Source organism: Marinactinospora thermotolerans DSM 45154, from assembly GCF_900167435.1.
GTDB classification, from domain to species: domain Bacteria; phylum Actinomycetota; class Actinomycetes; order Streptosporangiales; family Streptosporangiaceae; genus Marinactinospora; species Marinactinospora thermotolerans.
In genome coordinates this window covers 52592-76584 of record NZ_FUWS01000004.1, presented here as the reverse complement: position 1 = coordinate 76584, position 23993 = coordinate 52592, and the positions used below count along the sequence as shown (strand labels likewise).

General features: G+C 70.8%; 22 protein-coding genes. 15 read left to right on the top strand and 7 right to left on the bottom strand.

Translation table 11 applies throughout. The features are described from left to right. The first annotated feature begins 33 nt into the window (after positions 1-33). Positions 34-891, top strand: coding sequence for a hypothetical protein (locus tag B5D66_RS25965; RefSeq protein WP_235000857.1), 858 nt, complete (start codon positions 34-36; stop codon positions 889-891). Beyond that, positions 843-2024, top strand: a complete 1182-nt coding sequence (locus B5D66_RS25960) for a transposase (protein WP_235000856.1) — start codon at positions 843-845, stop codon at positions 2022-2024. The genes B5D66_RS25965 and B5D66_RS25960 overlap by 49 nt, the downstream gene beginning before the upstream one ends. Before the next feature lie 105 nt (positions 2025-2129). Here the strand turns inward: B5D66_RS25960 and B5D66_RS08105 are convergent, their stop codons facing one another. Both B5D66_RS08105 and B5D66_RS08100 read right to left on the bottom strand, forming a co-directional pair. Next, positions 2130-3368: an MFS transporter gene (locus B5D66_RS08105; RefSeq protein WP_078761048.1), complete on the bottom strand. Its 1239-nt coding sequence runs from the start codon at positions 3366-3368 to the stop codon at positions 2130-2132. After that, the gene (locus B5D66_RS08100; protein ID WP_078761047.1) at positions 3365-4135 is read right to left on the bottom strand and encodes an MBL fold metallo-hydrolase; all 771 of its coding nucleotides are present in this window, start codon (positions 4133-4135) and stop codon (positions 3365-3367) included. The genes B5D66_RS08105 and B5D66_RS08100 overlap by 4 nt, the downstream gene beginning before the upstream one ends. A gap of 117 nt (positions 4136-4252) precedes the next feature. On the opposite strand from B5D66_RS08100, the gene B5D66_RS08095 reads away from it, so the two are divergent. Continuing rightward, positions 4253-4834 carry a CGNR zinc finger domain-containing protein gene (locus B5D66_RS08095; RefSeq protein ID WP_078761356.1) on the top strand — a complete coding sequence of 194 codons (582 nt, stop codon included), beginning with the start codon at positions 4253-4255 and terminating at the stop codon, positions 4832-4834. On the opposite strand, the gene B5D66_RS24980 is transcribed toward B5D66_RS08095, so the two are convergent. After that, complete coding sequence (locus B5D66_RS24980; RefSeq protein ID WP_200813570.1) at positions 4807-4974, bottom strand: hypothetical protein; 168 nt, start codon at positions 4972-4974, stop codon at positions 4807-4809. The genes B5D66_RS08095 and B5D66_RS24980 overlap by 28 nt on opposite strands. 267 nt (positions 4975-5241) lie before the next feature. Here B5D66_RS24980 and B5D66_RS25685 point away from each other — a divergent pair, with 267 nt between their 5' ends. Further along, positions 5242-5808 carry a hypothetical protein gene (locus B5D66_RS25685; RefSeq protein WP_078761046.1) on the top strand — a complete coding sequence of 189 codons (567 nt, stop codon included), beginning with the start codon at positions 5242-5244 and terminating at the stop codon, positions 5806-5808. Between the two features lie 307 nt (positions 5809-6115). Here B5D66_RS25685 and B5D66_RS08085 read toward each other — a convergent pair whose 3' ends face one another. Beyond that, the gene (locus B5D66_RS08085; protein ID WP_078761045.1) at positions 6116-6361 is read right to left on the bottom strand and encodes a hypothetical protein; all 246 of its coding nucleotides are present in this window, start codon (positions 6359-6361) and stop codon (positions 6116-6118) included. Between B5D66_RS08085 and B5D66_RS26290 the strand changes: the two genes are divergently transcribed. After that, the gene (locus B5D66_RS26290) at positions 6347-6766 is read left to right on the top strand and encodes an endonuclease domain-containing protein (protein ID WP_078761044.1); all 420 of its coding nucleotides are present in this window, start codon (positions 6347-6349) and stop codon (positions 6764-6766) included. The two genes, B5D66_RS08085 and B5D66_RS26290, sit on opposite strands and share 15 nt — an antisense overlap. 1321 nt (positions 6767-8087) lie before the next feature. On the opposite strand, the gene B5D66_RS08075 is transcribed toward B5D66_RS26290, so the two are convergent. After that, entirely contained in the window at positions 8088-8339 is a 252-nt protein-coding gene (locus tag B5D66_RS08075; protein ID WP_078761043.1) for a hypothetical protein, read from the bottom strand. On the opposite strand from B5D66_RS08075, the gene B5D66_RS08070 reads away from it, so the two are divergent. The 7 genes from B5D66_RS08070 to B5D66_RS08040 all read left to right on the top strand — a co-directional run bounded on the left by B5D66_RS08070 (position 8340) and on the right by B5D66_RS08040 (position 16064). Beyond that, entirely contained in the window at positions 8340-8525 is a 186-nt protein-coding gene (locus B5D66_RS08070) for a tyrosine-type recombinase/integrase (protein ID WP_078761042.1), read from the top strand. A gap of 358 nt (positions 8526-8883) precedes the next feature. Continuing rightward, positions 8884-11895 carry a DEAD/DEAH box helicase gene (locus tag B5D66_RS08065; protein ID WP_078761041.1) on the top strand — a complete coding sequence of 1004 codons (3012 nt, stop codon included), beginning with the start codon at positions 8884-8886 and terminating at the stop codon, positions 11893-11895. Then, on the top strand, positions 11892-12695 hold the full coding sequence (locus B5D66_RS08060) for an SWIM zinc finger family protein (protein ID WP_200813568.1): 804 nt from the start codon (positions 11892-11894) through the stop codon (positions 12693-12695). The genes B5D66_RS08065 and B5D66_RS08060 overlap by 4 nt, the downstream gene beginning before the upstream one ends. 69 nt (positions 12696-12764) lie before the next feature. Then, complete coding sequence (locus B5D66_RS08055; protein ID WP_235000855.1) at positions 12765-13595, top strand: SAM-dependent methyltransferase; 831 nt, start codon at positions 12765-12767, stop codon at positions 13593-13595. Between the two features lie 65 nt (positions 13596-13660). Further along, a complete protein-coding gene (locus B5D66_RS08050) occupies positions 13661-14257 on the top strand; it encodes a TetR/AcrR family transcriptional regulator (protein WP_078761039.1) in 597 nt (198 codons plus the stop codon). 141 nt (positions 14258-14398) lie between these two features. Next, positions 14399-14647, top strand: a complete 249-nt coding sequence (locus B5D66_RS08045) for a P-loop NTPase family protein (protein ID WP_078761038.1) — start codon at positions 14399-14401, stop codon at positions 14645-14647. Positions 14648-15053: 406 nt separating this feature from the next. After that, a complete protein-coding gene (locus B5D66_RS08040; protein WP_078761037.1) occupies positions 15054-16064 on the top strand; it encodes a glycoside hydrolase family 5 protein in 1011 nt (336 codons plus the stop codon). A 919-nt stretch (positions 16065-16983) separates the two neighbouring features. Here the strand turns inward: B5D66_RS08040 and B5D66_RS08035 are convergent. Beyond that, entirely contained in the window at positions 16984-17826 is an 843-nt protein-coding gene (locus B5D66_RS08035) for a SigB/SigF/SigG family RNA polymerase sigma factor (protein WP_078761036.1), read from the bottom strand. Positions 17827-18544: 718 nt separating this feature from the next. On the opposite strand from B5D66_RS08035, the gene B5D66_RS08030 reads away from it, so the two are divergent. Beyond that, positions 18545-19783: a carboxylate-amine ligase gene (locus B5D66_RS08030; RefSeq protein WP_078761355.1), complete on the top strand. Its 1239-nt coding sequence runs from the start codon at positions 18545-18547 to the stop codon at positions 19781-19783. On the opposite strand, the gene B5D66_RS08025 is transcribed toward B5D66_RS08030, so the two are convergent. After that, positions 19694-20338 carry a TetR/AcrR family transcriptional regulator gene (locus tag B5D66_RS08025; protein ID WP_078761035.1) on the bottom strand — a complete coding sequence of 215 codons (645 nt, stop codon included), beginning with the start codon at positions 20336-20338 and terminating at the stop codon, positions 19694-19696. The genes B5D66_RS08030 and B5D66_RS08025 overlap by 90 nt on opposite strands. A gap of 99 nt (positions 20339-20437) precedes the next feature. Between B5D66_RS08025 and B5D66_RS08020 the strand changes: the two genes are divergently transcribed. After that, complete coding sequence (locus B5D66_RS08020) at positions 20438-23002, top strand: molybdopterin-dependent oxidoreductase (RefSeq protein WP_078761034.1); 2565 nt, start codon at positions 20438-20440, stop codon at positions 23000-23002. Further along, the gene (locus tag B5D66_RS08015; RefSeq protein WP_078761033.1) at positions 22999-23988 is read left to right on the top strand and encodes an FAD binding domain-containing protein; all 990 of its coding nucleotides are present in this window, start codon (positions 22999-23001) and stop codon (positions 23986-23988) included. The genes B5D66_RS08020 and B5D66_RS08015 overlap by 4 nt, the downstream gene beginning before the upstream one ends. The last annotated feature ends 5 nt before the right edge of the window (positions 23989-23993 follow it).

Genomic DNA, 23993 nt, shown 5'->3' with positions numbered 1-23993 from the left:
GAGAACATCCTGTTCCACATCGCCGAGGCCTCCGTGGCCGACCCGGACGGCCAGGTGCGCGAGGTGCGCGAGGTGGTGTTCGGCGCGGTGAGCGGCGGGGAGCAGACGCTCAAGGAGCTGGTGCACGAGTACCGGACCAAGGGGCCTGTGTACCGGCGCACGGTGCAGACCACGCTCAAGGCCTCCTACACCAACCACTACCGGCGCGGCCTGATCGAACTGCTCCAGGTGTTGGAGTTTCGGTTCAACAACTCCGCGCATCGGCCGGTCATCGAGGCCCTGGAGTTGGTGGAGCGCTACGCCAAGGTAGGCAACACCACCTACTACCCGCTGGGCGAGCACATCCCCGAGCACCGGGGCACCTCAGGCCAGTGGGCCGAGGTGGTGCGCCGCGACGACAAGCGCGGCCGCACCCGGACGGTGCGCATGGTCTACGAAGTCGCCACCTTCCAGGCGCTGCGCGAACAGTTGCGCTGCAAGGAGGTGTGGGTCCTCGGGGCCGGGCGGTGGCGCAACCCGGACGAGGACCTGCCCGCCGACTTCGCCTCGCGCCGCGCCGAGCACTACACCGAGCTGCGCAAACCCCGCGACCCCAAGGCCTTCACCCGCGCGCTGCGCACTGAGATGGAGGCCGAGCTCGGCGCGCTGGACGCCGCCCTGCCTGATCTGGAGTGGGTCGACATCACTGAGCGCAAGGCGGGGGCGATCCGGTTCACCGCGCCGGAGGCCTCACCCGAGCCGCGCAACCTGCGCCGGATCAAGGGCGAGGTCCGACGCAGGTGGGACGGGGTGCCGCTGATCGACATGCTCAAGGAGGCGATCCTGCGCAACAGGTCACCGCGGTGGCCGACGGCGGGAGCATGCCGCCCGAGGTGCTGGCCGAGAAGCTGATGCTGTCCATCTACGGATATGGCACCAACACCGGGATCCGTGCCGTGGCGGGCGGCACGCATGGCCACACCGAGGAGGACATCCGCTACGTGCGGCGCCGCTACCTCACCCCCGAGGCGGCCCGGCAGATCGCCGTGGAGATCGCCAACGCCACCTTCACCGCCCGCGACACCGGCCTGTGGGGCGCCTCTTCCACAGCGGTGGCCTCCGACTCCACGCACTTTCGGGCCTGGGAGCAGAACCTGTTCACCGAGTGGCACTCCCGCTACGGCGGCCGGGGGATCCTGGTGTACTGGCACGTCGAGCGCGGCTCGGTGGTGGTGCACTCCCAGACACTGCGGGCCTCAGCCTCCGAAGTCGCGGCCATGGTGGAGGGCGCCATCCGCCACGGCACGACGATGAAGGTGGAAGGCAACTACGTCGACTCCCACGGCCAGTCCGAGATCGGGTTCGGCATCACCCGGTTGCTGAACGTGGACCTTCTGCCGCGCATCAAGCAGATCAACCACGTCCGGCTCTACCGCCCAAACGTCGGCGAGCCGGACGCCTACCCCAACCTGGTGGCGGCCATGACGCGGCCGATCCGCTGGGACGTCATCGAGAACAACTACGACCAGGTTATCAAGTACGCCACCGCGATCCACTCGGGAACCGCCTCCACCGAGGCGATCCTGTCCCGCTTCACCCGCGCCGCCTCCCACCCGGCCTACCAGGCGATGCTGGAGATCGGTCGCGCCCAACGCACCTGCTTCGTGGCCCGCTACCTGCGAGAACGCGAGTTGCAGCGCGAGATCGAGGAGGGCCTCAACGTGGTGGAGTCCTGGAACGCCGCAAACGCGGTCATCTACTACGGCAAGGGCGGGGAGATCTCCACCAACCGGCGCGAGGAGGTGGAGATGGCCGCTTTGTGCCTGCGGATCCTCCAGGCGTCCCTGGTCTACGTCAACACCCTCATGCTCCAGGACGTGCTCGCCGAACCCGCGTGGGCGGACAAGCTCACCCCGGCCGACCGACGCGGGCTGACGCCGCTGTTCTGGTCCCACGTGCGCCCCTACGGCGAGGTCAACCTGGACCTGGGCGCGCGCCTGGACCTCGGCGCGGGTGTGGCACCCGAAGGTCCCGCACCCGCGTGAGCGGTCGGCTTCGGCCGCCCGGTCGCGGACCAGGGACTTTCAGGCCGCCGAACCGCGAGCCGCGGGCGTCCTCCAACAGGAGGACTGACCCGCGACGCGCAGCAGTCAGTCGGCACGTCGGAGCTGCATCACCACGACGATCGCGACGGGGACCAGCAGGACGGCGGCCAGGCCGTGGAAGGCAATCACCGCCAGGACAGGCCCCGCGGCCGCGCTGCCGATCGCGCCCGCGAGGTTCATCAGGGTGTCCGAAGCCCCCTGGACCCGCGGGCGTTCGGCAGGCGCGACGGACTCGGTCACGAGCGTCGACCCGGCGACCGTGGAAGCCGACCAGCCCAGCCCCAGCAGGATCAGTGCGCTCATCACGCCTGCCTCGGAGTCCGAGCCGAGCACCCCGGCGACCAGTGCGAGCGCCGACAGCCCCTGCCCGCCGAGAATGACGGCGCGGGCCCCCCAGCGGTCGGTGAGCCAACCGAAAACGGGCGCGAGGGCGTACATGCCAGCCATGTGGAGACTGATCGTCAGCCCCACGATCGCCATGGCCGAGCCGTGCCCGGTCATGTGCACCGACGTCATACTCATGAGCGAGACCATGACGGCGTGCGAGAGCGCGATCGTGACGACCGCACGCAGGGCGAGCCGGTTGTGGCGAAGCGTCCGCAGGGCTCCCGTGGGTCGGGGAGCGACAGGGTCGTCGCCGCGCGTTGCCAGCGCCGCCGCGGTGAGAAGCGGATCCGGGCGCAGGAACACCAGGAACAGCACGATCCCGACGAGCTGCGCCGCCATGCTGATCGCGAACCCGCCCGACATCTCCGGCAGTCCGAGCCAGGCGCCGAGCGCCTCACCCGGTTCGAACAGGTTGGGTCCCAAGACCACGCCGATGGTCGTGGACCAGACAACGAGCGAGAGATCACGCCCGCGCGTCCGGTCCGCCGCGAGGTCGGCCGCGGCGAACCGGGCCTGCAGGTTGAGCGCCTGCGCCGCGCCCATCAGTGTGAGGCCGACGAGCAACAGCGGCAGGCTCATGAGCCCGGCCGACGCGATCACGAGGAGTCCGCCGAGCGCGGCCAGGATCGCACCCGTGGTGAGAGAAACGCGCCGCCCCCGCGACTGCGCCAGGCGCGCGAGGGGGATCGCGAGGACGGCCGCACCGAGCGTTCCCGTTGTCGCGGCCAGGCCCGAGAGGCCCTCGGAGCCGGCGGTGACCACGATCAGCAGCGGTCCGAGACTGATCGTCGCGCCCGTCCCGATGCCGCCGAGCACCTGTCCTGCGGAGAGCGCCCAGACGATGCGGCGCTGGAGACGTGCGATCCGGACGGTGTCCGGTGTCGTCGTGGCCGTCATGCGAAGGTCATCTTCTCTCCGTCCTCGGGAACGTGAACGAGGTTCGTGATCCCGTGCTCGGCGGCGAGGGCTCGCACCTGGTCACGGGTGACGACGCAGTGGTTGAGCGCCTCCATGTGCACGGCGACGATCTGCGCGTCCGGCAGGGCGCGGTGCGCGCGGAGCACATCGTCGGCGCCCATGATGATCGCGTCCCCCGTGATCCAGGTGGCCTCGCCGGTGTTCAGGACGACGATGTCGGGCGTGTGGTCCGCAAGGGCGGCGGCCACGTCGTCGGTCCAGACGGTGTCTCCGGCGACGTACACGACCGGCTCTCCCGGCGCGTCGAGAACGAACCCGCTGACCTCGCCCATCGCGGGATTGGCCGCGAGGAACTCCTTCGACCCGTGTCGGCCCTCCGTGCGGGTGACGGTCGCTCCGAGCAGGTCGAGCGACGTCTGGAGTACCCGGACGTCGGAGAAGCCGATCTCCCGCATCTTCATCGCGTCCTCTTCGTGCTGCACGACGAGGGGGAGCTCGCGGGGCAGCAGGGCTGCGGCTGCTTCGTCCCAGTGGTCGGGGTGAGTGTGGGTGACGATCACGGCGTCGACGTCGAGGAGTTCGGCGAGCGGTGTCGTGAGGTCGACCAGGGGGTTGCGCCGGTGGTTGTCGACCACCGTCGGCGCGGCGATGGAGGATCCCTTCGCGCCGAGCATCGGATCCACGAGGATCCGGCTGCCGGCGGTCTCGATGAGCATCGTCGCGTTGCGCACGTGGGTGAGCTGCATGGGTGTCCTTCGATCTCGATGGGATCATGGCAAACAGAATTATTTACCGTGAGAAAGAGTAGAGCCTTTCTCACGGCTTACGCAACCCGGTAGCATGAGATCACCATGACGAGGACGATGAGAATCGCTGATCTCCCGCCGGCTCCCGGCGAGGAGGCGCACCCGAGCCTCGCGCTCGCCAACAGCGGCGGCTGGGAGATGGGCGCCGGGGCGGTGGACCTGCTCGGCGACCCGCGGCGCACGACCGACTGGATGATCGCGCGAGGGCTGGCCGCGCCCGATGCCGACGTGCAGGTGTACTGCAGCAACCGTCTGCGTGACTTCCGTGGGAGCGTGCGTGAGGTCTTCGACGCGGCGGTCACACGCGATCGGCCACCTGCACCGGCAGTCGATGCCGTCAACACCGCGATGAAGTTGGCGCCTGCGGTTGAGCGCCTCGTATGGAGCGAGTCCGAGGGTTTCCTCTCGGTGTCCGAGCATCCGGCGACGCAGGCCGTCGAGTACGCGATGTCGGCCGTCGCGACGGACGTGCTCGCCCTTCTCTCCAGTGAGGACACCGCGATGCTCGCCCGCTGCGCAGCACCTTCGTGCGGCCGTTTCCTGTTGCGCACACACGCCAGGCGCCACTGGTGCTCGACTCGCTGTGGCGACCGGGTCAGGGCCGCGCGTGCCTACGCGCGCAAGGCGGGACGCGAGTAGAAGCGACCCAGCACGGACTCGAAGGGGTAGCGGGCGGCCTGCTCCAGCGGCAGGCGCTCCTCGGTGCCGTCGGGGGCGAGGAGGACGACCTCGAACCTCACCGATGCCCCGGTCTCCCGCACCCCATGCCCAGGCTGCATCCGTACCGCTTTCAGGCGCTCACTTTCGGTGTGGAGCAACCCTGCTGGCGCAAGCCCGGCCTGGGGGCAAAACGGCTGACGCAGCAGATCAACTGCCTGCCAACGGAACAAGTTCACTGACACTGGACACTTCTGGAAACGAGCACCCGAGTACGATTCCTCTGCCAAGCGCTGGGAGTGGGAGTGGAGCGACAGCCCTGCCCCGGCCACCGTGGCCGCAGTGCTTGGCGAGGCCGCTGGCCCAGCCCCCGCACCACCGCCCTTGCCGTGATCACCTCCTCCATCACCGGGCAGCCCGCCCACGAGCTACAGGTCGACGACGCCGCGGTCGATAAGCGCATCGCCGCCATGGCCGAGGCCCTGGCCACCGCGTTGAACGACGCCCTCGACGCGGCCGAGCCCTACCGGGTGCGTGAGCGCCTGGAGGGCCTGGGCGGGCTGCCTGCCCTGCTGCACCCCTACACCGGCCCCGCCCCATCCATGACTCCGATCGAGCACCTAACCCACCGCTACGCGGTGCGGGTCGGCGGGCTCGCCGCCGTCGAGGCGTGGCGCCAGCGCCTGGCCGTCCTGGATCCGCCGGCGGCCGTGGAGGCCGCCCTGGCCGACGCGGACGCCGACCGGGCCACCCGTCTGGCCGTGGTGGCGTTGCTGGGGGACCTACGCCGTGCCCTGGAAGCACAAGAGCGCGCCGCGATGGACCGCGCCATGGAACTCGACGACGTCTCCTACACCGATCTGGGACGCGCGCTGGGGGTGGCCCGCCAGGTCGCCCACCGCCGCCACCAAGCGCGCGCGGCCGATCGCCCCGTCCGTCTGTCACCACAAAGGTGACAGACGGAGTGTCCCTCCCCTCGCGGGGAGGGACACTCCGTCTGTCCTGATTGTTCAGGTTTACGGCCTCCGATCAGTGAACCTTATCGACACTTAGAACAATCCGTGGCACAAAAACCGGCCCCCGCGCAACGCTCCGCTGCACGGGGGCTCGTGACTTTGCTGTGACCTCAGGTGGGGGGCTGCCGCCAGAACCTGAAGCGATCCTCCTCGCTCCCCTGGTAGGGCAGGACGATCACGGTGGGTCCATCTCGTTCGCGGCTGGTACCACGTTCGTTAATGGCCCCCGATTTTGACGCCCTTCGCTCTAGGAGTAGTGGAACCACCAGAGACCAAAGAGAGGCGGATACTGGAAGCAGTAACTGTCGATGTCGTAGTAGCGGTTGTACTCGTTTCGGGCAATCAGGCAGTCCCCTTCGGTGTCGTAGGGGCCAGCGGTGCTGGCGATACTGACATCGCTGGGGGCGCTGGCGGCGCTGGCAGGTGCCCCGGCGGTGAAGACCACCGCCCCTGCGAAGAAGGCAGCGGCCAGCCCCAGATGCAAGCGCTTCATCACGTTCTCCTGCGTCCGACTGTTTCTCGTATTCGGCGTGCTCTCCGACACCGGGAGGACCCTATGCCTCCCCGGTGGACGTTTGGGTCGCATGGCCGGAACTGGCCGTGCACACCAGTGCCGCATCGCAGTCGCGCAACCCGTGCCGAGCGGATCCGCAGGACCTGGCCAAAGGCGTCACAGTTCATGTGCGCGGGCTGTCTCACCGAACGGGCGCAGGTGTGGGACCACTGCCACACCCACGGCTACGTCCGTGCTCCGCTGTGCACGCGCTACAACACCCGCCACTGGCGCGGATGGCAACCACACCACGGCCGGGCCACTGCGACCCACAACATCGACCCCACCTACTACCGCCGCTGTCCTGACTACGGCAACACCGACAAGGGCTCCCGCTCCACCTGACCCAGGCTTACCGTCCGTAGTGATCCTTCTCGACCCCCGATTACCAGCAGCCGCGACAAAGGGGGGAGTGTTGTCAAGTCGTTAGCATGCCAGCGTTGTAGAACGATTCGTTGCCACGTACCGAATTGCACCAGCGATGTGCCAAACGAAGGTTGCTCGGAGAATGGTCAGGATTCTCAGTCCAGGAGCGACACACAATGTGATCGAGAGTTGCCGACCAATTGTCAAGGAAGTTCAGGTCTGGATCAACCGGTTTGAAACAGAGCTGGCAGACCCATCCGTCACGCTCATAGGTCGCATACCGGGTTGCGTCATCGATCCATTTTCCCTTGCTTCGATGCTGTTGTCGACGACGTTCTACTCGGCACTTCGTGGAGCAAGTCCGCGCATCAGGGAACTGACTAGAGAAGAGCTCGCCGCACTCTGAGCAGGCGCCAGTCACCCACGGAGTACGTCCATGCGAGCCGTGAGCTGCACGTTCCAACCGACGTATAGCTGAGGCTCGCCGCCGTTCAGCGCGAGGCGTTTTCCTAGTTCGAGATTCTCCATGCTGATGGGCGGCCTGGCAGGAGAAGGAACAATACTTGACTGACCTTGATCGCGTCTCCCACTTCTTGCCGCACTGGATGCACTGCTGCTCGACCTTCCTGTGCCCGCTGTTGCCTCGCCTGTTGCGCCACCGCTTCAGGTAATCCCGAGCACGCTGATTCGCGTATTCACGCTTACATTCAGGAGACCCACATTGAACTCGCCGGGCAGCTATAGGGGTACCACAATGGGGGCATTTTTGGCGGCACGCTCCGATTTTTGGCGCGTGGACTTTTCTTGTGATCGCTTCCTATTCCGTTCAGCCACTCCATTATCCGCTTCGCGGCGGGAGCGAACTTCGGCCTTGCACCGCTTAGAACATTGACGCGGCAACGGGCCACGGGGCTTGGTTCTCACGATCAGCGAACCACAGTTGTCGCAGACGGAGGACGTGCTCATTCAGGTCTCTCCCGGGATGCAAGAGGCCCGAGCCTGGAGCCTCTGGCCTCTCCTGCCCGCGGGGATCAGCCGCAGGCGTCGAGCTTCATCACTTAAAGCTACATTTTCACCTGCCCTCAGATGAGGTCACACAAAGGCCTACGACCTTGACCTTTCGCCTACTTTTCATGACCCGCAGGACGACACCGGCGTCGTCGGCAGTCCGCTGACCTGGGGGATCGTCACGGAAGTAGGCCGGTAAAGGACGTAATCAACGCGAGGTCGGAGGAACGGCTTTGGACCGTTCCTCCGACCTACCTAGGTGACTAGCCACCTAGGTAGGCGCGCACGCGCGTCAGTAGCCGCGTTCGCGGAGCCAGGCGTCCAGCGCCGCGGCAACCTGGTCCTGGACATCGACGCGGTGGTCGAGCCGGTACAGTCCAGCACGCCGGTGCAGCATCAAGGACTCGGGCACCCCGATGTTGAGCTGGCGGCGCTGTGACGCCGGGGTCGCGGAGATCTCCCCCAGCGTCGGAGCCTCCCCGGGAACGGAGGGGCCGCGGCGGGGGTCGGGCCGGCCGACGGCGGCGAATCCTTCGGTCCGCACGTGCTGCGCCACACCTTCGGCACCGACCTCGTGCGAGGCCGCGGCGACCTCGCCAGCGAGCCGGTCGACCTGGTCACGGTCGTCGAATTGATGGGCCACGCCGACATCAACACCACCCGCCGCTACGCGCTACCGACCGAGGCAGACAAGATCCGCGCCCTGAAGGCTCTCACCACCGACCGGTGAGGTTCAGCTGCGTTTGCGGCTGGTGACACGTTCGTTAACGGCACCCCACGATGGCGAACCCCCCGGCCCGCCCCTGCCGTGTCACGCCTTCACCATCGACCCGGCACACGGCCCGCCACCGTGTCCTGTCCGGCGAGCCGACGAGGTCCGTACTTTTCGGGAGTCTTCCCTCGACCGGTGGACGTGTGAGGGGCCGTTCGCGAGGGAAGGGAGTTCTTCGACTCCTCTACTTTACGTTGTAGATCTCCTTTCGGTCGCCCTGGCAGGTGAACGGTCACCCCGGTCCGGCCCGGCCCGCGACCTCGCCATACTGGACGGGGCCGCCAAGGCGGCGACGCCCGAGGACAAGGAGGTTCGCGTGCTGGTGGTGCACGCCCTGTGGGACACGAAGGGCATGGCGCTATGGGCGGAAGACTCCGCCGCGCCCACGCGCACCGTCCCCCAGGCCGCCGTACGCCCCCACCCCTACGCGGCCTCCGCCAAAGCGCTCCGCGCCGCGCTGCGCACACTCGCCGGAGACGACGGCGCCCTGGCCGCCCGCATCGCCGACGCCCCCATCGGCGATCTCCCCCTCCTCCTCCCGGGGGCCGCTTCCCGCCCCCTCCCCTCCCCCGCCCTCGGCACACCGTCCGACCCGGCGACCGTACGGCGACCCGCCCTTCGGCCCTGGAAGGTGCCCGCCTGCCTCCTCCCGCCGGTCGACGCCGCCACCCTGCTCTCCGCCCCGCACGACGGCGCCTCCGACGGCCTCGCCCTCGGCCCGGGGCTGCGCCATCTCAGCGCGGTGGCCGCATTCGCCGCCCGCCTGACCTCGTCGGGACGTCTTCTCCCCCTCGTGGACGGTGAGCCCCCCAGCGCACGCTGGCGCCCCGTGCTCACCGGCCCCGACGCCGCCCACTTCACCGCCCTGGTGCGCGCCCTGCCCCCGTCGGCCCGCGCCCACCTCGACCCGGGCGACACCGGTGGTCAGGCGAGCGCCCTGGTCTTCGACGCGCTGTGCGCGCTCACCGACGCGATCGCGCGCGCCCGCCTCACCGTGGCGGGGCCGTTGTCCGCCCCCGCCTGGACACGTCCGCTGCGCCGCCCCGATCCCACATCCGGCGTCCCCGTGCACCTGGCCGGGCGGACACGCGCCTGGCAGCACGAGGCCCACCGCGCGGGCGCATCGGCCCGGCTGCTCTTCCGCCTCGCCGAACCGGAACAGGACGGCCCCGCCACCGGCGAGACGTGGCGGGTGGAGTTCTGGGTGCAGTCCGGAACCGAACCGAGCCTGCAACTGCCGCTGCGCTCCCTGTGGCTGGGCGAGGGGGCCGCGTGGCTGCCCGAAGGCGTCGAGACGGGACTGCTACGCGACCTCGCCCGCGCCGCGCGGTACTACCCCGCCCTCTCCCCGGTCCTGCGCGAACTCGCCCCCGAGGCCGTCGAGACGGGCACCGGCGGCGCGCACGCCTTCATCCGGGACGTCGCCCCTCGGCTCAGCGCCGCCGGATTCGGCGTGGTGCTGCCCCAGTGGGCCGGACGGCGCTCCCTGGGGCTGCGCCTGACCACCCGGGAGCGGGGTCCGGGCGGCAGCGGCGGCATCGGCACCGACGACCTGGTCGACTTCTCCCTCGACGCGGTCCTCGGCGAGGACACCATCGACCTCGACGAACTCGCCGAGCTGGCCCGCCTCAAACAACCCCTGGTCCGGGTACGCGGACGGTGGGTGGAGGTGGATCCCGCCCACCTGCGCACCGCATTGGAGTTCCTGCGCCGGCGCGGGCGCGGGCGGATGCGCCGGGAGGAGGCCCTGCGGCTGGCCGTCGCACCCGACCCCGGGACGCCGCTGCCGGTACGCGACGTCGACGCCGACGGGGCGCTCGGCGCGCTGCTGGACGGCAGCGCCGAACGTCACCTCGAACCGATGCCCACCCCCGCGGGCTTCACCGGGACGCTGCGCCCCTACCAGGAGCGGGGCGCGGCGTGGCTGCGTTTCCTCGGCGAGCTCGGTCTGGGCGCGGTCCTGGCCGACGACATGGGCCTGGGCAAGACCGTACAGCTGCTCGCGTTGATCGCCGACGAACACGACCGCGCCCCCGCCGGACCGACCCTGCTCGTCTGTCCGGTCTCCCTCGTGGGCAACTGGCAACGTGAGGCGGCCGCGTTCGCCCCGAACCTGCGCGTCCACGTCCACCACGGTCCCGGCCGGCCGCGCGGCAACGACCTGGCCCGTCTGCTGGGGCACACCGACCTGGTCGTGACCACCTACGGGGTGGTGGTGCGTGATCGCGCCGAACTCGCGGCGATGCCGTGGCGGCGCGTCGTCTGCGACGAGGCCCAGGCGATCAAGAACAGCGAGACCCGTCAGGCCCGCGCGGTGCGCGAGCTTCCCGCGACGTCCCGTATCGCGCTCACCGGGACGCCGGTGGAGAACAACCTCGGCGAGCTGTGGTCGATCATGGAGTTCGCCAATCCCGGACTGCTGGGGTCGGCCTTCGGTTTCCGTCAGGCGATCTCCGCCAAGATCGAGGCGGACGCCGACGGTGTGGCCGGCCGCGAGGCCACCGCTCTCCTCAAGCGGTTGACCGGCCCCTTCATCCTGCGCCGGGTCAAGACCGACCGCTCGATCATCTCCGACCTGCCCGACAAACTGGAGATGACGGCCTGGTGCACGCTCACCCCCGAACAGGCCTCCCTGTACAAGGCGACCGTGGACGACATGCTGGAGCGGGTCGAGGAGACCGAGGGCATCGAACGCAAGGGACTGGTGCTGGCGACGATGGCCCGCCTCAAACAGATCTGCAACCATCCCGCGCAGTTCCTCGCCGACGGCTCCGCCCTCACCGGCCGCTCGGGCAAACTGGAGCGCCTGGAGCTGCTGTTGGAGGAGGCGCTCGCCGAAGGGGACAAGGCCCTGTGCTTCACGCAGTACACCTCCTTCGGCGACCGGCTCGCGCCCTACCTGGCGGCGCGGCTGGGCCGTCGGGTGTTGTGGCTGCACGGCGGGACCCCGCGACACCGCCGCGAGGAGATGACGGCTCACTTCCAGGAGACGGCGGAGCCGATGGTGTTCCTGCTGTCCCTCAAGGCCGCGGGGACGGGACTGAACCTGACCGCCGCCAACCACGTCATCCACATCGACCGTTGGTGGAATCCCGCCGTCGAGGAGCAGGCGACCGATCGGGCGTTTCGCATCGGGCAGCGTCGCGACGTCCAGGTGCGCAAACTCGTCTGCGTGGGCACCCTGGAGGAACGGGTGGACGAGATGATCCAGCGCAAGAGGGCGTTGGCCGAGAGCGTGGTGGGAACCGGGGAGGAGTGGTTGACGGAACTGTCCACCGAGCAGTTGCGCGAGGTGGTACGGCTGTCTCCCGAGGCGGTGGCGCAGTGAGCCGGCACGCACGCTGGTCGCAGCGGTTCACCGAGGCGGTGACCGGCGCGGACCCGCTGGAACGGGGACGCTTCCACGCGGCCGGCGGCGCGGTCACCGAGCTACGGGTACGCGCGGGCGAGGTGGTGGCCAAGGTGGGCGGGACGGCCGGCCGCTCCCACCACGTCAGCCTGATCCGCGAGACACTCGACGACGGGACGTGGGACCGGATCTGCGCGGCGCTCGCCGGTCAGCCGCTGTTTCGGGCCAGGCTCCTCTCCGGCGAACTGCCCTTGGAGGTCGAGCGGGTCTTCGACCTGCTCGGCTCCGCCCTCCTGCCCCAAGGTCCGCTCGATCTCGTCACGACCTGCTCCTGCGCCGGCTGGGAGGACCCGTGCGGACACGTCACGGCCTGTCTGGGCGCGTTCGCCGCCCGGCTGGACGACGATCCGTTCCTCCTCCTGGCGTGGCTGGGGCGGGAACGCCGCGCCTTCCTCGGACAGGTGCGTCAACTCGGACCTGCCGCCGCCCCCGTGGGGGAGGCGCTCCCCGCCCCCGCGCCCGTGGAGATCGGTCCGCTGCCCGACGGCCCCGACTTCTGGACGGCCCCGGACCTGCCCCCGCTCCCGTCCACGCCCCCGCGTCCGCAACCGGCCGTCCACGCGCTGGCGGATCCGCAGGAGGCGGCGGAGGCGGCCGAGGCGCTGACTCCGCTGTACGAGGTGTTGATCAGCGGAAACCCATGCGGTGAAGGCGTGAGCGCGCGGGGGACGCGTCCGCGCGGGCCCCGCGGGGGTGAGACGAGAGGGCCGACAGGGTAGCGCAGTAGAGCCCTTGGGGGTCTAGGATTCCGGCAATCGCGTCATCATCCATGTACGCAGAATCGCGAGGTGCTTCCCCTGATGGCCGCCCAGGACGTCCGCACTGCCGGCTCCTTCCCTCCCGAGATCGACCCCACCACCCCCCAGGTCGCGCGGATCTACGACGCGCTGCTGTACGGCAAGGACAACTTCGGTCCCGACCGTGACGCGGCGGCTCAGCTCATGGAGAGCTTCCCCGAGATCCGCAGGGTCGCCCTGGACAACCGGGCCTGGCTGTCCAGGGTGGTGCGGCACCTCACCGCCGAAGCCGGGATCACCCAGTTCATCGACGTCGGCTCGGGTCTTCCCACCGCGGAGAACACCCACCAGGTGGCCCAGTCCATCGCCGCGGACGCCCGGGTCGTCTACATCGACAACGATCCGATCGTGCTCGCCCACGGCCGCGCGATCCTCGCCGACAATCCCAACACCACGGTCATCACGGCCGATGCGACCGATCCGCACTCCATCCTCGAACACCCCGACCTCACCGCCCTCATCGACTTCTCCAAGCCGGTGGGCCTGTTGTTCATCGCCCTGATGCACTGCATCCCCGACTCGGCGCGGCCCAAGGAGGCCCTCCAGACGATGTTGAGCGCGTTGGTGCCCGGCAGCCGGCTGGCGTTCTCACACCTGGTCAGCGACGACCCCGCCGCGGCGGCCGAGCTGACCGACTTCATGCTCAGCTCCACGAGGGGCAACTGGGGCCGGATCCGCACCGTCGAGGAGGCCCGAGCCTACGTGGAGGGGCTGGAGATGGTCGATCCCGGCTTCACCGACGTGCGCACCTGGCGCAACCCCGACGGTGCCACACCCGAGCAGTCGATCTGGGAGATCGGCGGTGTGGCCATCATCGACTGAGGTCTCTGGGCGTCTCAAGCGTCCGGTCCGCCCTCCCTGTCTCCGTGACATGGGATCATGAGGGCATGACCGGTGAGCCATCGAGAACCTCGGTCCGGGGACAGCGCGCCGACGCCTGCCGCAACCACGAACGGATCATCCGCGCGGCGGGCGTCCTGCTGGCCGAACACCCCGGCGCCACGATGGAGGAGCTGACGGCGGCCACCGGCCTGGGACGGACGACGGTCTACCGCCACTTCCACACCCGCGAGCAGCTGGTCGGCGAGGTCTACCAGGACGCCTTCACCGGGGCCCGTCAGGTGTTCGTCGCCGCACAGCTGACGGAGTGCCCTCTGGGGGAACTGGTGGAGCGCGCCGTGACCGCGACGATGGAGGCGGTGCAGGCCTATCCGGTCCTGGTCAACGGCCCCGGTCTGGACGTGGCCGTCGGCGGTGGCCTCCCCCACGACTACGCCGACTGCCTCGAACCGTTGCGCCTGGCCCTGGCCAGGGGGCAGGCCGCGGGGATCTTGAACCCGGCGTTGCCGTCGCGTTGGCTGGCCGGAACGCTGCTGGACGACTGCGCGGGCGCGGCCCGGTTCTCGACGGAACTGCGTGAGGCCGGCCAGGACCCCCGCCGCCTGGTGGGCGAGGCGTTCGTCCGCGCGTGGTCGGCGAGGTGATCCCGCAGTTCCCGCGCGGCCCGGTTCTCCTGTGGACCGGGCCGCGTCCCGTTCTCCTGGCCGCCTGGGCCGGGTCGGCTCCGCCGACACCCGGTTGACCGTGCTTCGGGGGGCTCCGGCGCGGGCAAGTCGGCCATCGCCATGGAGATCCGTCGGCGTCACGGTTCCCCGGTCGCGCTCGCCGGACAGGACGGCGTCCGCGGGCTCGTCCTCAAGGGGAGGGACGGCGCTGACGGCGTGCACATCGAGATGGTCCCGGTGGTGGCCGGCCTGGCCCTGGAGCGCGGTTACCACGTGGTGGTCGAGGGCGTCTTGGCGGCGGGAGGCTACGGAGGATGCTCACGGATCCGGCCGGACGCCACCGCGGCGTCACCCGCGTGTTCCACCTGAACGCGTCCTCCACCGAGACGCGTTCCCGGTACGTGGAGCATGACCTGTTCCCGGGCGGCGCGGAGCAGATCATCGGGGAGCGGAGCACCCTGCGGGAGAGCTCCAGACCATCATGCGCGACGCCGGCCTCGGCGCGTGCTGGACGGCCCGACGCGACGCCACCGCTCCTGGGCGCGGCGCCTTGCGCGCGGATCGGTTCCGTCGCGCCCGGAGAACCCGACATCGAAGCGGCCGGGGGTGGTTCCACAGGAACCCTCGCCCCATTGACCACACCACTACTGTTTGCTTATCGTTTGCGACGATACGTGAGAAGAGGTCGATCGATCCCGGTGCCCGGAACCGGACACGCTCATCGCCGTGTCCACCACGCGCCGTCCCCGTCCCAGCCCCTGACGTTGGAGAGACGATGACCCGCACCCCCCGTTTCCTCGGTGTGGCCGGCTTACTCGCCGCCGCCGCGGGCCTGGCCACCACCCTGCTGTCCGCCCCCGCCTCCGCCGCCGCCGCCACCCCCGTGGAGGAGCACGGACGGCTGGAGGTCTGCGGCACCCGCCTGTGCGGTGAGGACGGTACCCCCGTTCAGCTGCGCGGCATGAGCAGCCACGGTCTCCAGTGGTTCGACCACTGCCTCACCGACGGTTCACTGGACGCGCTCGCCCACGACTGGGGAGCCAACGTCCTTCGCATTTCGATGTACGTCCAGGAGGGCGGCTACGAGACCGACCCTCAGGGCTTCACCGACAAGGTCAGCGAGCTGATCGACGAGGCCACCGAGCGCGGCCTGTACGCCATTGTCGACTGGCACACGCTGACCCCGGGCGACCCCAACTACAACACCCAGGCCGCGAAGACCTTCTTCACCGAGATCACCCGCCGCCACGCGGACAAGGACAACGTCCTCTACGAGATCGCCAACGAGCCCAACGGGGTCAGCTGGTCCTCGATCAAGGGGTACGCCGAGGAGATGATCCCGGTGATCCGAGCGCAGGATCCCGACGCGGTCGTCCTGGTCGGCACACGCGCCTGGTCCTCGCTCGGGGTCTCGGAGGGCTCCAACGAGCAGGAGATCATCGCCAACCCGGTGAACGCCGAGAACATCATGTACACGTTCCACTTCTACGCGGCCTCCCACCGTGAGCCCTACCTCGCGGCCCTGGACCGCGCCTCCCAGCAGCTGCCGATCTTCGTCAGCGAGTTCGGCACCCAGGACTACTCCGGTGACGGCGCCAACGACTTCGCCATGGCGCAGCGCTACATCGACCTGATGGCCCAGCGGGGTATCGGCTGGACCAACTGGAACTACTCCGACGACCACCGCTCGGGCGCGGTCTTCCAACCGGGGACCTGCAACGCGGGCGGTCCGTGGAACGGCGGCGCGCTCAAGCCGGCCGGCGCGTGGATCCGCGACCGCATCTGACACTACGTGCCGGGGCCGTCCTCCTCTTCTGGGAGCGGTCCCGGCCGCTTTCTGGTGCTGTTTTCTCGCCTTTCGAATCAGGGTCCTCCCTCCATCACCTTTACGATGTAGATCACGAACGGAGCGGGCACCGGCGGGAGAGGTTCGGGGAACGTCTTCGCCCTCTCCCCACGCCGCGTAGGCCCGCCAAGCGGCCAAGGCGCCACGGCCAGGACGTTCGAGGAGTGACCGTCCCGGCGACGGCCCGGCCCGCCACCGCGCGCCTCCCCCACACCACCGCAACGGGGGCGACGACCACGCCCCCTCCCCACGACCGGACTGGAGCGTGACCATCACCCGAGCGGGCGCTCCCCGGTCGCCGACAGCCGCCTCGACGGCGGCGTATTCGACACCGCCGCGGCGGCATACCTCACCCCGTCACCACCGTGACCCGGCATCGCGGAGACCGTCCAGACGTCGGCCGGCGCCAGACCCAGCCACCTGCCGCCGTCGCTTGTCCCGCGGGGACTCGGGATCCACACGGATGTCCCGCCCGGCCTGCCGCGCGGCCGCGTCGCGATCCTCACCGTGACCCAAAGTCCCCGTGGAGTCTCCCGTCCTCACCCGGACGCTCCAGGGGGTGCCGGCCGGGTACCGACCGCCCCGTCACCCGGTGGCTACACGGTAGGCCGGCCCTCCGTCCGGCCGCGCTCCCCCGCTAGGCGGGCGCCGCCGGGCCCGTACCATCGCCTCCTGGCCGCCCACCGCCGACGCGGTCACGGTGCCGCTCGCGCCGCGCTCCTCTCGACCGGGAACAGGCCGCCGCGCTCCCGCAGGCCTTCTGCCGCCAGGGCCCGTCGCCCGGTCCGCCTCCCTATGGCCGGTTCGTCGAACCCACCGTCAACGCGGATACCGCGTCCGTCCTCTCACGTCGCACGCCCTAGTCGGCGAGCATCTCCTCGCGCAGTCGGCGCAGCGTCTTGGCCAGCAGACGCGAGACCTGCATCTGCGAGACGCCTATCAGGCCGGCGATCTCGGCCTGGGTCTTGTTGCCGAAGAAGCGCAGCAGCAGCACCCTGCGCTCCCGGGGTTCGATACGTTCCAAGGCCGCCTTGAGGGCCTCACGGTCGACCACGTTCTCCAGGTCGGCGTCGTCGGTGCCGATGCTCTCCCCCAGGGAGGCGCCGTCGTCCTCGCCGGCGTCCCCTCCGTGGGGGGCGTCCAGGGACAGGGCGCTGTAGGCGGCCGAGGCGTCGATCAGCTCCAGGGCCGCGTCCACGTCGAGGCCGAGCCCTTCGGCGATCTCCGGCACCGTCGGGCTGCGCCCGTGGCTCTGGGTGAACTCGCGGGTGAAGCGGTTGAGCTCGGACCGCTTCTCCTGGTGGCGCCTGGGCACCCGGATGGCCCAGGTGCTGTCCCGGAAGTGTCTTTTGAGCTCGCCGGTGACCATGGGCAGCAGGTAGGAGATGAAAGGACGCCCGTAGTCGGGGTCGAATCCCCGGATCGCCTTCATCAGACCCATCATGGCGACTTGGCGCAGGTCGTCCCGGGGTTCCCCACGGTCGCGGTAGTGGTCGGCCAGTCGCCGCACCATCGGCGTGTGCAACTGGACGAGCCGTTCGTTGATCTCCTCGCGCAGGATCGGATCGTGCGGATGCGCGGCTCGCTGGCGAAGCAGTTCCTCGGAGTCGGTCGTGTCGGCGATCCGGAGCGGGACTTCCTCCTCACGTTCGCCCCCCTCCACGCGGGGAGGGGGCAGCAGGGAGGTGGTGGAGGTGCGCATCGTGGATTCCCCTCGTCGCAGATTCGGTGGCCCTCCCGGCTGGAAGGGCCTCGCTTCCGCGGCTCGGCCGTCGCCTCACGGACGACACGCTGCTCGCACGTGTCCACGCGGATCCGCGTAGACGCGGGATCGGACACCGCGGCGGGGCAGATGTCCGAACGCGTGCCCCGTCCCCGGACCACGGCGCCGAACCTCGGGCCGCGCTTCTGGACCCACCCTCGGCCTGCCCTGGCCACCACAGGGCAAACACAATCGGGCGCATCGCCTCGTAATGGGCATCTCACCAGGCGTGACGCGCACAGGTGGGACGCCGGTGATCGGCCGTGTCGGATGGGGTGAGTGGGGTGGGGAATGTGGGGCCCGCGTTCGGCGCGAAAACGATGCGCGCCGCTCCGCGGGCCCCTGCGAGCGGTGGCCGGGCACGCGACGGTCCCCCAACCGTCGTCCGGCCCCCCTCCCGGAGAACTCACAGGAGGGCCGGTGCCGCCGGAACCCCCGATCCAAACGGCACTGCGTCACCGCTCATGCCTTGCCTACCCGCACGGGGAGCGGCAAACATAGAGAGTGCGAGTTGTTTTCCGATCGTCGTAGTCCGGCTCCCCGGAACGGTGTCCCGACCTGCTTGCCATGTGGCGCGGGCGGCCCTCACCGGCCAGCGGGGACGGACCTGACAGGGAGGACGGCCCCGGTGGCCGTGTCCCCGGGAATGGCGGCGGCCATGACGATTCGACACGCGCTCCCCGCGGTACCCACCGTGGGGGTGGAGGAGGAGTTCCTCCTGGTCCAGCCGTGCGGCCGGCTGTCCGCGCGCGCGCCCGAGGTCCTCGGCGCGGCCGGTGCGGGGCCCGGCGAGGTGCACCAGGAATTCCGCCGCTGCCAGGTCGAGGCGGTGAGCGCGGTGTGTTCGGGAGCCGGCGACCTGTTGGCGGGCCTGCGCTGCCTACGCCGACGGTTGGCCGATTCGGCCGCCCGAAGGGGGCTGCGCGTGGCGGCGACGGCGACGCCGGTCCTCGCCGAGCCCCGGTTGCCGCCTTTGTCCATCGGCCGGCGCTACGCGCGCATGGTACGGGAGTACGGCCCCTTGGCGAGCCGTTCGGTCACCTGCGGCTGTCACGTCCACGTGGCGATCCCCGACCGTGAGACCGGTGTGCTGGTGTGCAACCACCTGCGCCCCTGGCTGCCGCTGTTGCTCGCGTTGACCGCGAACTCCCCGTTCGGCCATGGGGCGGACGCCGGTTACGCGAGCCTGCGCTACGTCCTGTGGGGCCACTGGCCCTCGGCGTCGCCGCCGCCGTTCTTCCCCTCCCTCGACGACTACGAGGCGGGAGTTCGTGGCCTGTTGGCCTCGCGCGCCGCGTTGGACCGCAAGATGGTCTACTGGGATGTCCGCCTGTCGGAACGGCATCCGACCCTGGAGATGCGCGTCTGCGACGTGGCCCCCTCCGCCGAGGAGGCCGTCATGGTGGCCCTGCTCACGCGCGCCCTGGTGGTCATGGCCATGGCCCAGCTGGAGCGCGGCCGGGCGGCGCCGCGGCTGTCAGAGCACGACCTGCGCGCGCACATGTGGCGAGCCTCCAGGGACGGTTTCGAGGGGGCCTGTCTGGACCCTTCGACCGGCCGGCTCGCCCCGGCCGAGACAGTGCTGGGCCGGCTGTTGGCGTGGACGCGCCCGGCGTTGGCGCAGGCCGGGGATCTGGACCACGTCGAGACGGTGTCGGAAAGGCTACGACGTGGTGGCAGCGGGGCTCTTCGCCAGCGCCTGGCGTTCGCCCGGCGCGGGCGCCTTCCCGACGTCGTCGACGCGGTGTGCCTGCCCCCGACCGTACCGGAACAGGCCGGTCGCGTTCCGGCCGTCCGGTCGCGGGGCTCAGAGGGAGGGTCCGTGGAACCAACGGGTGGCCGCGCGGGCCGCGGCCTCCTCGACGCTGATGCCCTTCCGGGCGAAATGCCCCGATAGCGCGAGGTCGACGAGCCCGTGCAGCATGGCCCAGGTGAGGAAGGCGAACTCGACGGCGTCGCCGGAGCGGACGGCTCCGGCGCGTTGTCCCTCGGCCAGGACCTCGGCGAACTCGGCGAGTGAGGCCGAGGCGATCCCGTGGACGGTGTCGTCGTCGCATCCGGCCGCCGCCTCCCCGAACATCAGCCGGTAGTGGCGGGGGCGGGCCAGCCCCGCGCGGACGTAGGCGACGCATCCGGCCCGCAGCGCGGAGGCGATCGAGTCCAGCGAGCCGTCACGCCCCGCCATCACCTGGGCCGTCTCAGCGCGCAGCAGTTCGAAGCCGCGTGCGGCGACCGCCGCCAGCAGGTCGCTCTTGTCGCGGAAGTGACGGTAGGGGGCGGTACGCGATACCCCGACGCGCTCTCCCACGGCGCGTAGCGTGACCGCCTCGGGCCCGCCCTCGGCGACCAGGTCCCAGGCCGCCTCGACCAACCGGTCCCGGGTCTCACCACTCCCGCGACGGGAGTGGCCACCGTGGGCGGCATCGAGAACCCTGGTCTGATCTGCGGACATGGCGTGAGGGTACGAGTCGTGGTTGACAGCGTCAACCCGCCCTCCTATGTTGACATTGTCAACTTTCCCGCCGGGGCCTCTCCGCCCCGAGGAGAACACATGGACCTCAACGTCAACGGTGTTCCCGTCAGCACCGACAGCGATCCCGACGCCCCCGCGGTGGAACTCCTCCGCGACGGGCTCGGCCTCACCGGAACCAAACTGGCCTGCGGTAACGGCGTCTGCGGCGCCTGCACCGTCCTGATCGACGGCGCCCCCGGGGCCTCCTGCCTGCTGCCCACCGCCCACCTGGAGGGACGTTCGGTCACCACCGTCGAGGGCCTCGACGGCGCCCACCCCGTGCAACGGGCGTTCGCGGCGCACGACGCGATGCAGTGCGGCTACTGCACCCCCGGCTTCGTGGTGGAGGCGGCGGCCTTCGTCGACCGCTGGCGCGCCGAGCACGGGGACGTCGACCCGGGGCGGGCCGCCGTGGCCACGGCCATGGCCGGCCACCTGTGCCGATGCGGCGCCTACGAGGGCATCTACGCCGCCGTCCGAGCCGCCTGCGCCGGCGAACACGACGACCCGGCGTCCGCCCCCCGGCCCCGCGTCGAGGCCTTCGAGAAGGTCACCGGCCGGGCCCGCTACACCACCGACATCCTGCCCGCGAAGCGGCTTGAGGCCGTGATCGTGCGCTCCCCCCACGCCCATGCGCGCGTCGGCGCGATCGACGCCGGAGACGTCCCCCACGTCGACCTGCTCCCCGATGACAGGACCCTGCGCTACGTCGGCCAGCCCGTCCTCGCCGTGGCGGCCGCCACCCGTTCCCAGGCCCTGGCGGCGGCCGCGCGGGTGCGTATCGACTACTCCCCCCTCCCCGCTGTCACCCGCCCGGAACAGGCGCGGGCGGCGGGTTCCCCGTTGGTGTACGCCTCCCGGGACGAACGGCGCGCGGCGCCCCGCTCGGGTGAGGGTCCCGGCCTGCCCGGCCGCTGGCAGGGCAACGTGCGCGGGCCGTCCGGGTTCGGCCGTCGCCAGGCCACCGCGGTGCGCCGGCTGTCCCGGGCCGCCGAACGCGGCGACGACCGCCTGGTGACGGCCGTGTTCACCACGTCGGTCCAGGTGCACACCCCGCTTGAACCGCACGCCTGCGTCGCCCGTTGGGACGAACGGGGCGACCTCCACCTGCACGTGTCCACGCAGGCCGTCACCGACGTCGCCGAGCAGGCCGCGCGCCGTTGGGGGCTTCCCCCCGAACGGGTGCACGTCGTGGCCGAGCACGTGGGGGGCGGTTTCGGCGCCAAGGGACGGCTGGGAGTCGAGGCGATCGCCGCCGCCGAGCTCGCCCGGATCTGCGGGGTGCCCGTGCGGCTGGTGTTCGACAGGTCCGAGGAGCTCACCGACGCCGGCAGCCGCCCCGGCACCCGTACCGAGCTGGCCCTGCTCGCCGACGCCTCCGGCGATCTCGCCGCCCTGGCCGTGGACGCCCACGGTGACGGTGGCGTGTCGGTGGACACCCCCACCGCCCTGTTCGCCAACCTCGTCTACGGCACCGCGCCGCGGCGGCTACGCGACTTCGACGTCGTCACCAACCTGCCACCCGGCGCCCCGTTCCGAGGCCCCGGCGGGGCCCCACTGCTGTGGGCGCTGGAGCAGGGGGTGGACGAGATGGCGCTGCGGCTCAAGGAGGATCCGATCGCGCTGCGCCGGCGCTGGGACGGCAACCCCAAACGTCACGCGCTGTACGACCGCGCCGCTGCGCTGCCCATGTGGCAGCGGCGGAACCGGGGCGCCCAATCGGGCCGGATACGGCACGGCGTCGGGGTGGCCGCCGCGAACTGGCCCTACCTGCTGAACACGGGGGCGCAGGTCGAACTGGAGGTCCGAGAAGGCCGGGTGGTCGCCCGCGCGGCGATCCAGGACATCGGGACCGGATCGCGATCGGTGATCGCGGACGTGGTGGCGGCAGAACTCGGCCTGCCCGCCGATCGGGTGCGTGTCGAGATCGGCCACAACAACGGCCTGAAGGGTGCCTCGTCGACGGGTAGCAAGACCACCACCTCCATCGGCCCGGCCGCCCAGGACGCGGCGCGGCGGCTGCGCCGGCTCCTGGGCGACGCCCCGTCGGTGGCGCATCGCCTGGAGGCGTCCGAGGGAGCCCGCGTCGTCGGAGGACGCGGACGTGACCGTCATGGCTACCTCACCCCCGTCCCCCTCGGCGGCATGGCGGTGGGCCGCGGGTTCGCCGGCGCGGTGCACGTCGCCGAGGTCGAGGTCGACACCCGCCTGGGCCGGATCCGGGTGACGCGGATGTGGGCCGGGATCGCCGCCGGCCGGATCTACTCCGAACGTCTGGCGCGCAACCAGTGCGAAGGCGCCATCATCCAGGGCATCGGCTACGCGCTGTACGAGCAGCGCCACATCGACCCCGCGACCGGGGTGGTGCTCACCGACAACCTCGAGGACTACCGGATCCCCGGCATCGCCGACACCCCGGAGATCGAGGTGTACTTCCACCAGGAAGGCTGGGAGCACGTCAACGGCGGCGGCGTCGGCCTCGGCGAGGTCGCCGCGATCGGGGTGGCCGCCTCCATCGGCAACGCCGTGCGCGACGCGACCGGCTTCCGCCCGCTCGACCTGCCCATCCGTCCCGACCGACTTCTCGAGGGGATGCGCCCGTGAACCTGCCCTCCACCATCCGCGCGGCGGCCGACACACTACGCGACCACGGCGGCCAGGCCCGGGCCGGCGGCACCGACCTCACGGCGCGGGCCGGCATCGGACGGACGAGCGGGCCGTTCGTCGACCTGCGCGGTGTCGCGGAGCTGCGGGGGAGCGAGCGGCGGCCCGACGGCTCTGTGCGCATCGGTGCCATGACCACGATCGCCGAGATCGCCGCGGACCCCCTGGTGACGGCCGGCCACCCCGCCCTGGCTGCCGCGGCCGCCCGCCTGGCCACGCCGCAGATCCGCACCGTCGCGACGCTGGGCGGCAACCTGTTGCAGCGCAACCGCTGCTGGTACTACCGCAATCCGGCCTTCTCCTGCCACCAAAGCGGGGGGCAGGGCTGTCCGGCGCGCACCGGCGCCTCGTTGTACTCGGCGGTGATCGACCGGGGCCCGTGCGTCGCCCCGCACCCGTCGTCGCTGGCGGTGGCCCTGCTCGCCTACGACGCGACCGTCCGCACCCACCGGCTCGGCGTGGTGCCGGCGGCCCGGATCTACGGTGACGGCGACGACCCCACCCGCGATCACCTGCTGGAACCGGACGACGTCCTGATCGAGGTGACGCTTCCGCCGCCCGCTCCGAGCGAGGGCTGGGCCCACCACCGCGCCGCGGCGCGCGCCGCGGCCGAGTGGCCGCTGGTCGAGGCCGTGGCCCGGGTGGGCCGTGACGGCGGCCGGCTCACCTCGGTCGCGGTCGCGGTGGGCGGGGTGGCCCGGGTCCCGCTCCGGTTGCCCGAGGTGGAGCGGGCGGTGCTGCGGGACGGGGAGGCGCCGGAGAGCCTGTCGGCCGCGGCGGCGCGGGTGGCGGACTCCTGCTCGCCGCTGGCGGACAACGGCTACAAGGTGGAACTGTTGCGCGCGACGGTCCTGGAGGTGCTGGAACAGGCCCTGGCCGCCCCATCCGCGAAGGCCGACGTGGACACCCCCGCGCGGGAGGGGTGAGCGTC

Bases quoted from the DNA above. Each gene is read 5' to 3' on its own strand.
- B5D66_RS08105 (WP_078761048.1), bottom strand. From the start codon at position 3,368: ATGACGGCCACGACGACACCGGACACCGTCCGGATCGCACGTCTCCAG.
- B5D66_RS08100 (WP_078761047.1), bottom strand. From the start codon at position 4,135: ATGCAGCTCACCCACGTGCGCAACGCGACGATGCTCATCGAGACCGCC.
- B5D66_RS08095 (WP_078761356.1), top strand. From the start codon at position 4,253: ATGAGAATCGCTGATCTCCCGCCGGCTCCCGGCGAGGAGGCGCACCCG.
- B5D66_RS24980 (WP_200813570.1), bottom strand. From the start codon at position 4,974: ATGCAGCCTGGGCATGGGGTGCGGGAGACCGGGGCATCGGTGAGGTTC.
- B5D66_RS26290 (WP_078761044.1), top strand. From the start codon at position 6,347: ATGCAAGCGCTTCATCACGTTCTCCTGCGTCCGACTGTTTCTCGTATT.
- B5D66_RS08085 (WP_078761045.1), bottom strand. From the start codon at position 6,361: ATGAAGCGCTTGCATCTGGGGCTGGCCGCTGCCTTCTTCGCAGGGGCG.
- B5D66_RS08050 (WP_078761039.1), top strand. From the start codon at position 13,661: ATGACCGGTGAGCCATCGAGAACCTCGGTCCGGGGACAGCGCGCCGAC.
- B5D66_RS08045 (WP_078761038.1), top strand. From the start codon at position 14,399: ATGGAGATCCGTCGGCGTCACGGTTCCCCGGTCGCGCTCGCCGGACAG.
- B5D66_RS08040 (WP_078761037.1), top strand. From the start codon at position 15,054: ATGACCCGCACCCCCCGTTTCCTCGGTGTGGCCGGCTTACTCGCCGCC.
- B5D66_RS08035 (WP_078761036.1), bottom strand. From the start codon at position 17,826: ATGCGCACCTCCACCACCTCCCTGCTGCCCCCTCCCCGCGTGGAGGGG.
- B5D66_RS08030 (WP_078761355.1), top strand. From the start codon at position 18,545: ATGACGATTCGACACGCGCTCCCCGCGGTACCCACCGTGGGGGTGGAG.
- B5D66_RS08025 (WP_078761035.1), bottom strand. From the start codon at position 20,338: ATGTCCGCAGATCAGACCAGGGTTCTCGATGCCGCCCACGGTGGCCAC.
- B5D66_RS08020 (WP_078761034.1), top strand. From the start codon at position 20,438: ATGGACCTCAACGTCAACGGTGTTCCCGTCAGCACCGACAGCGATCCC.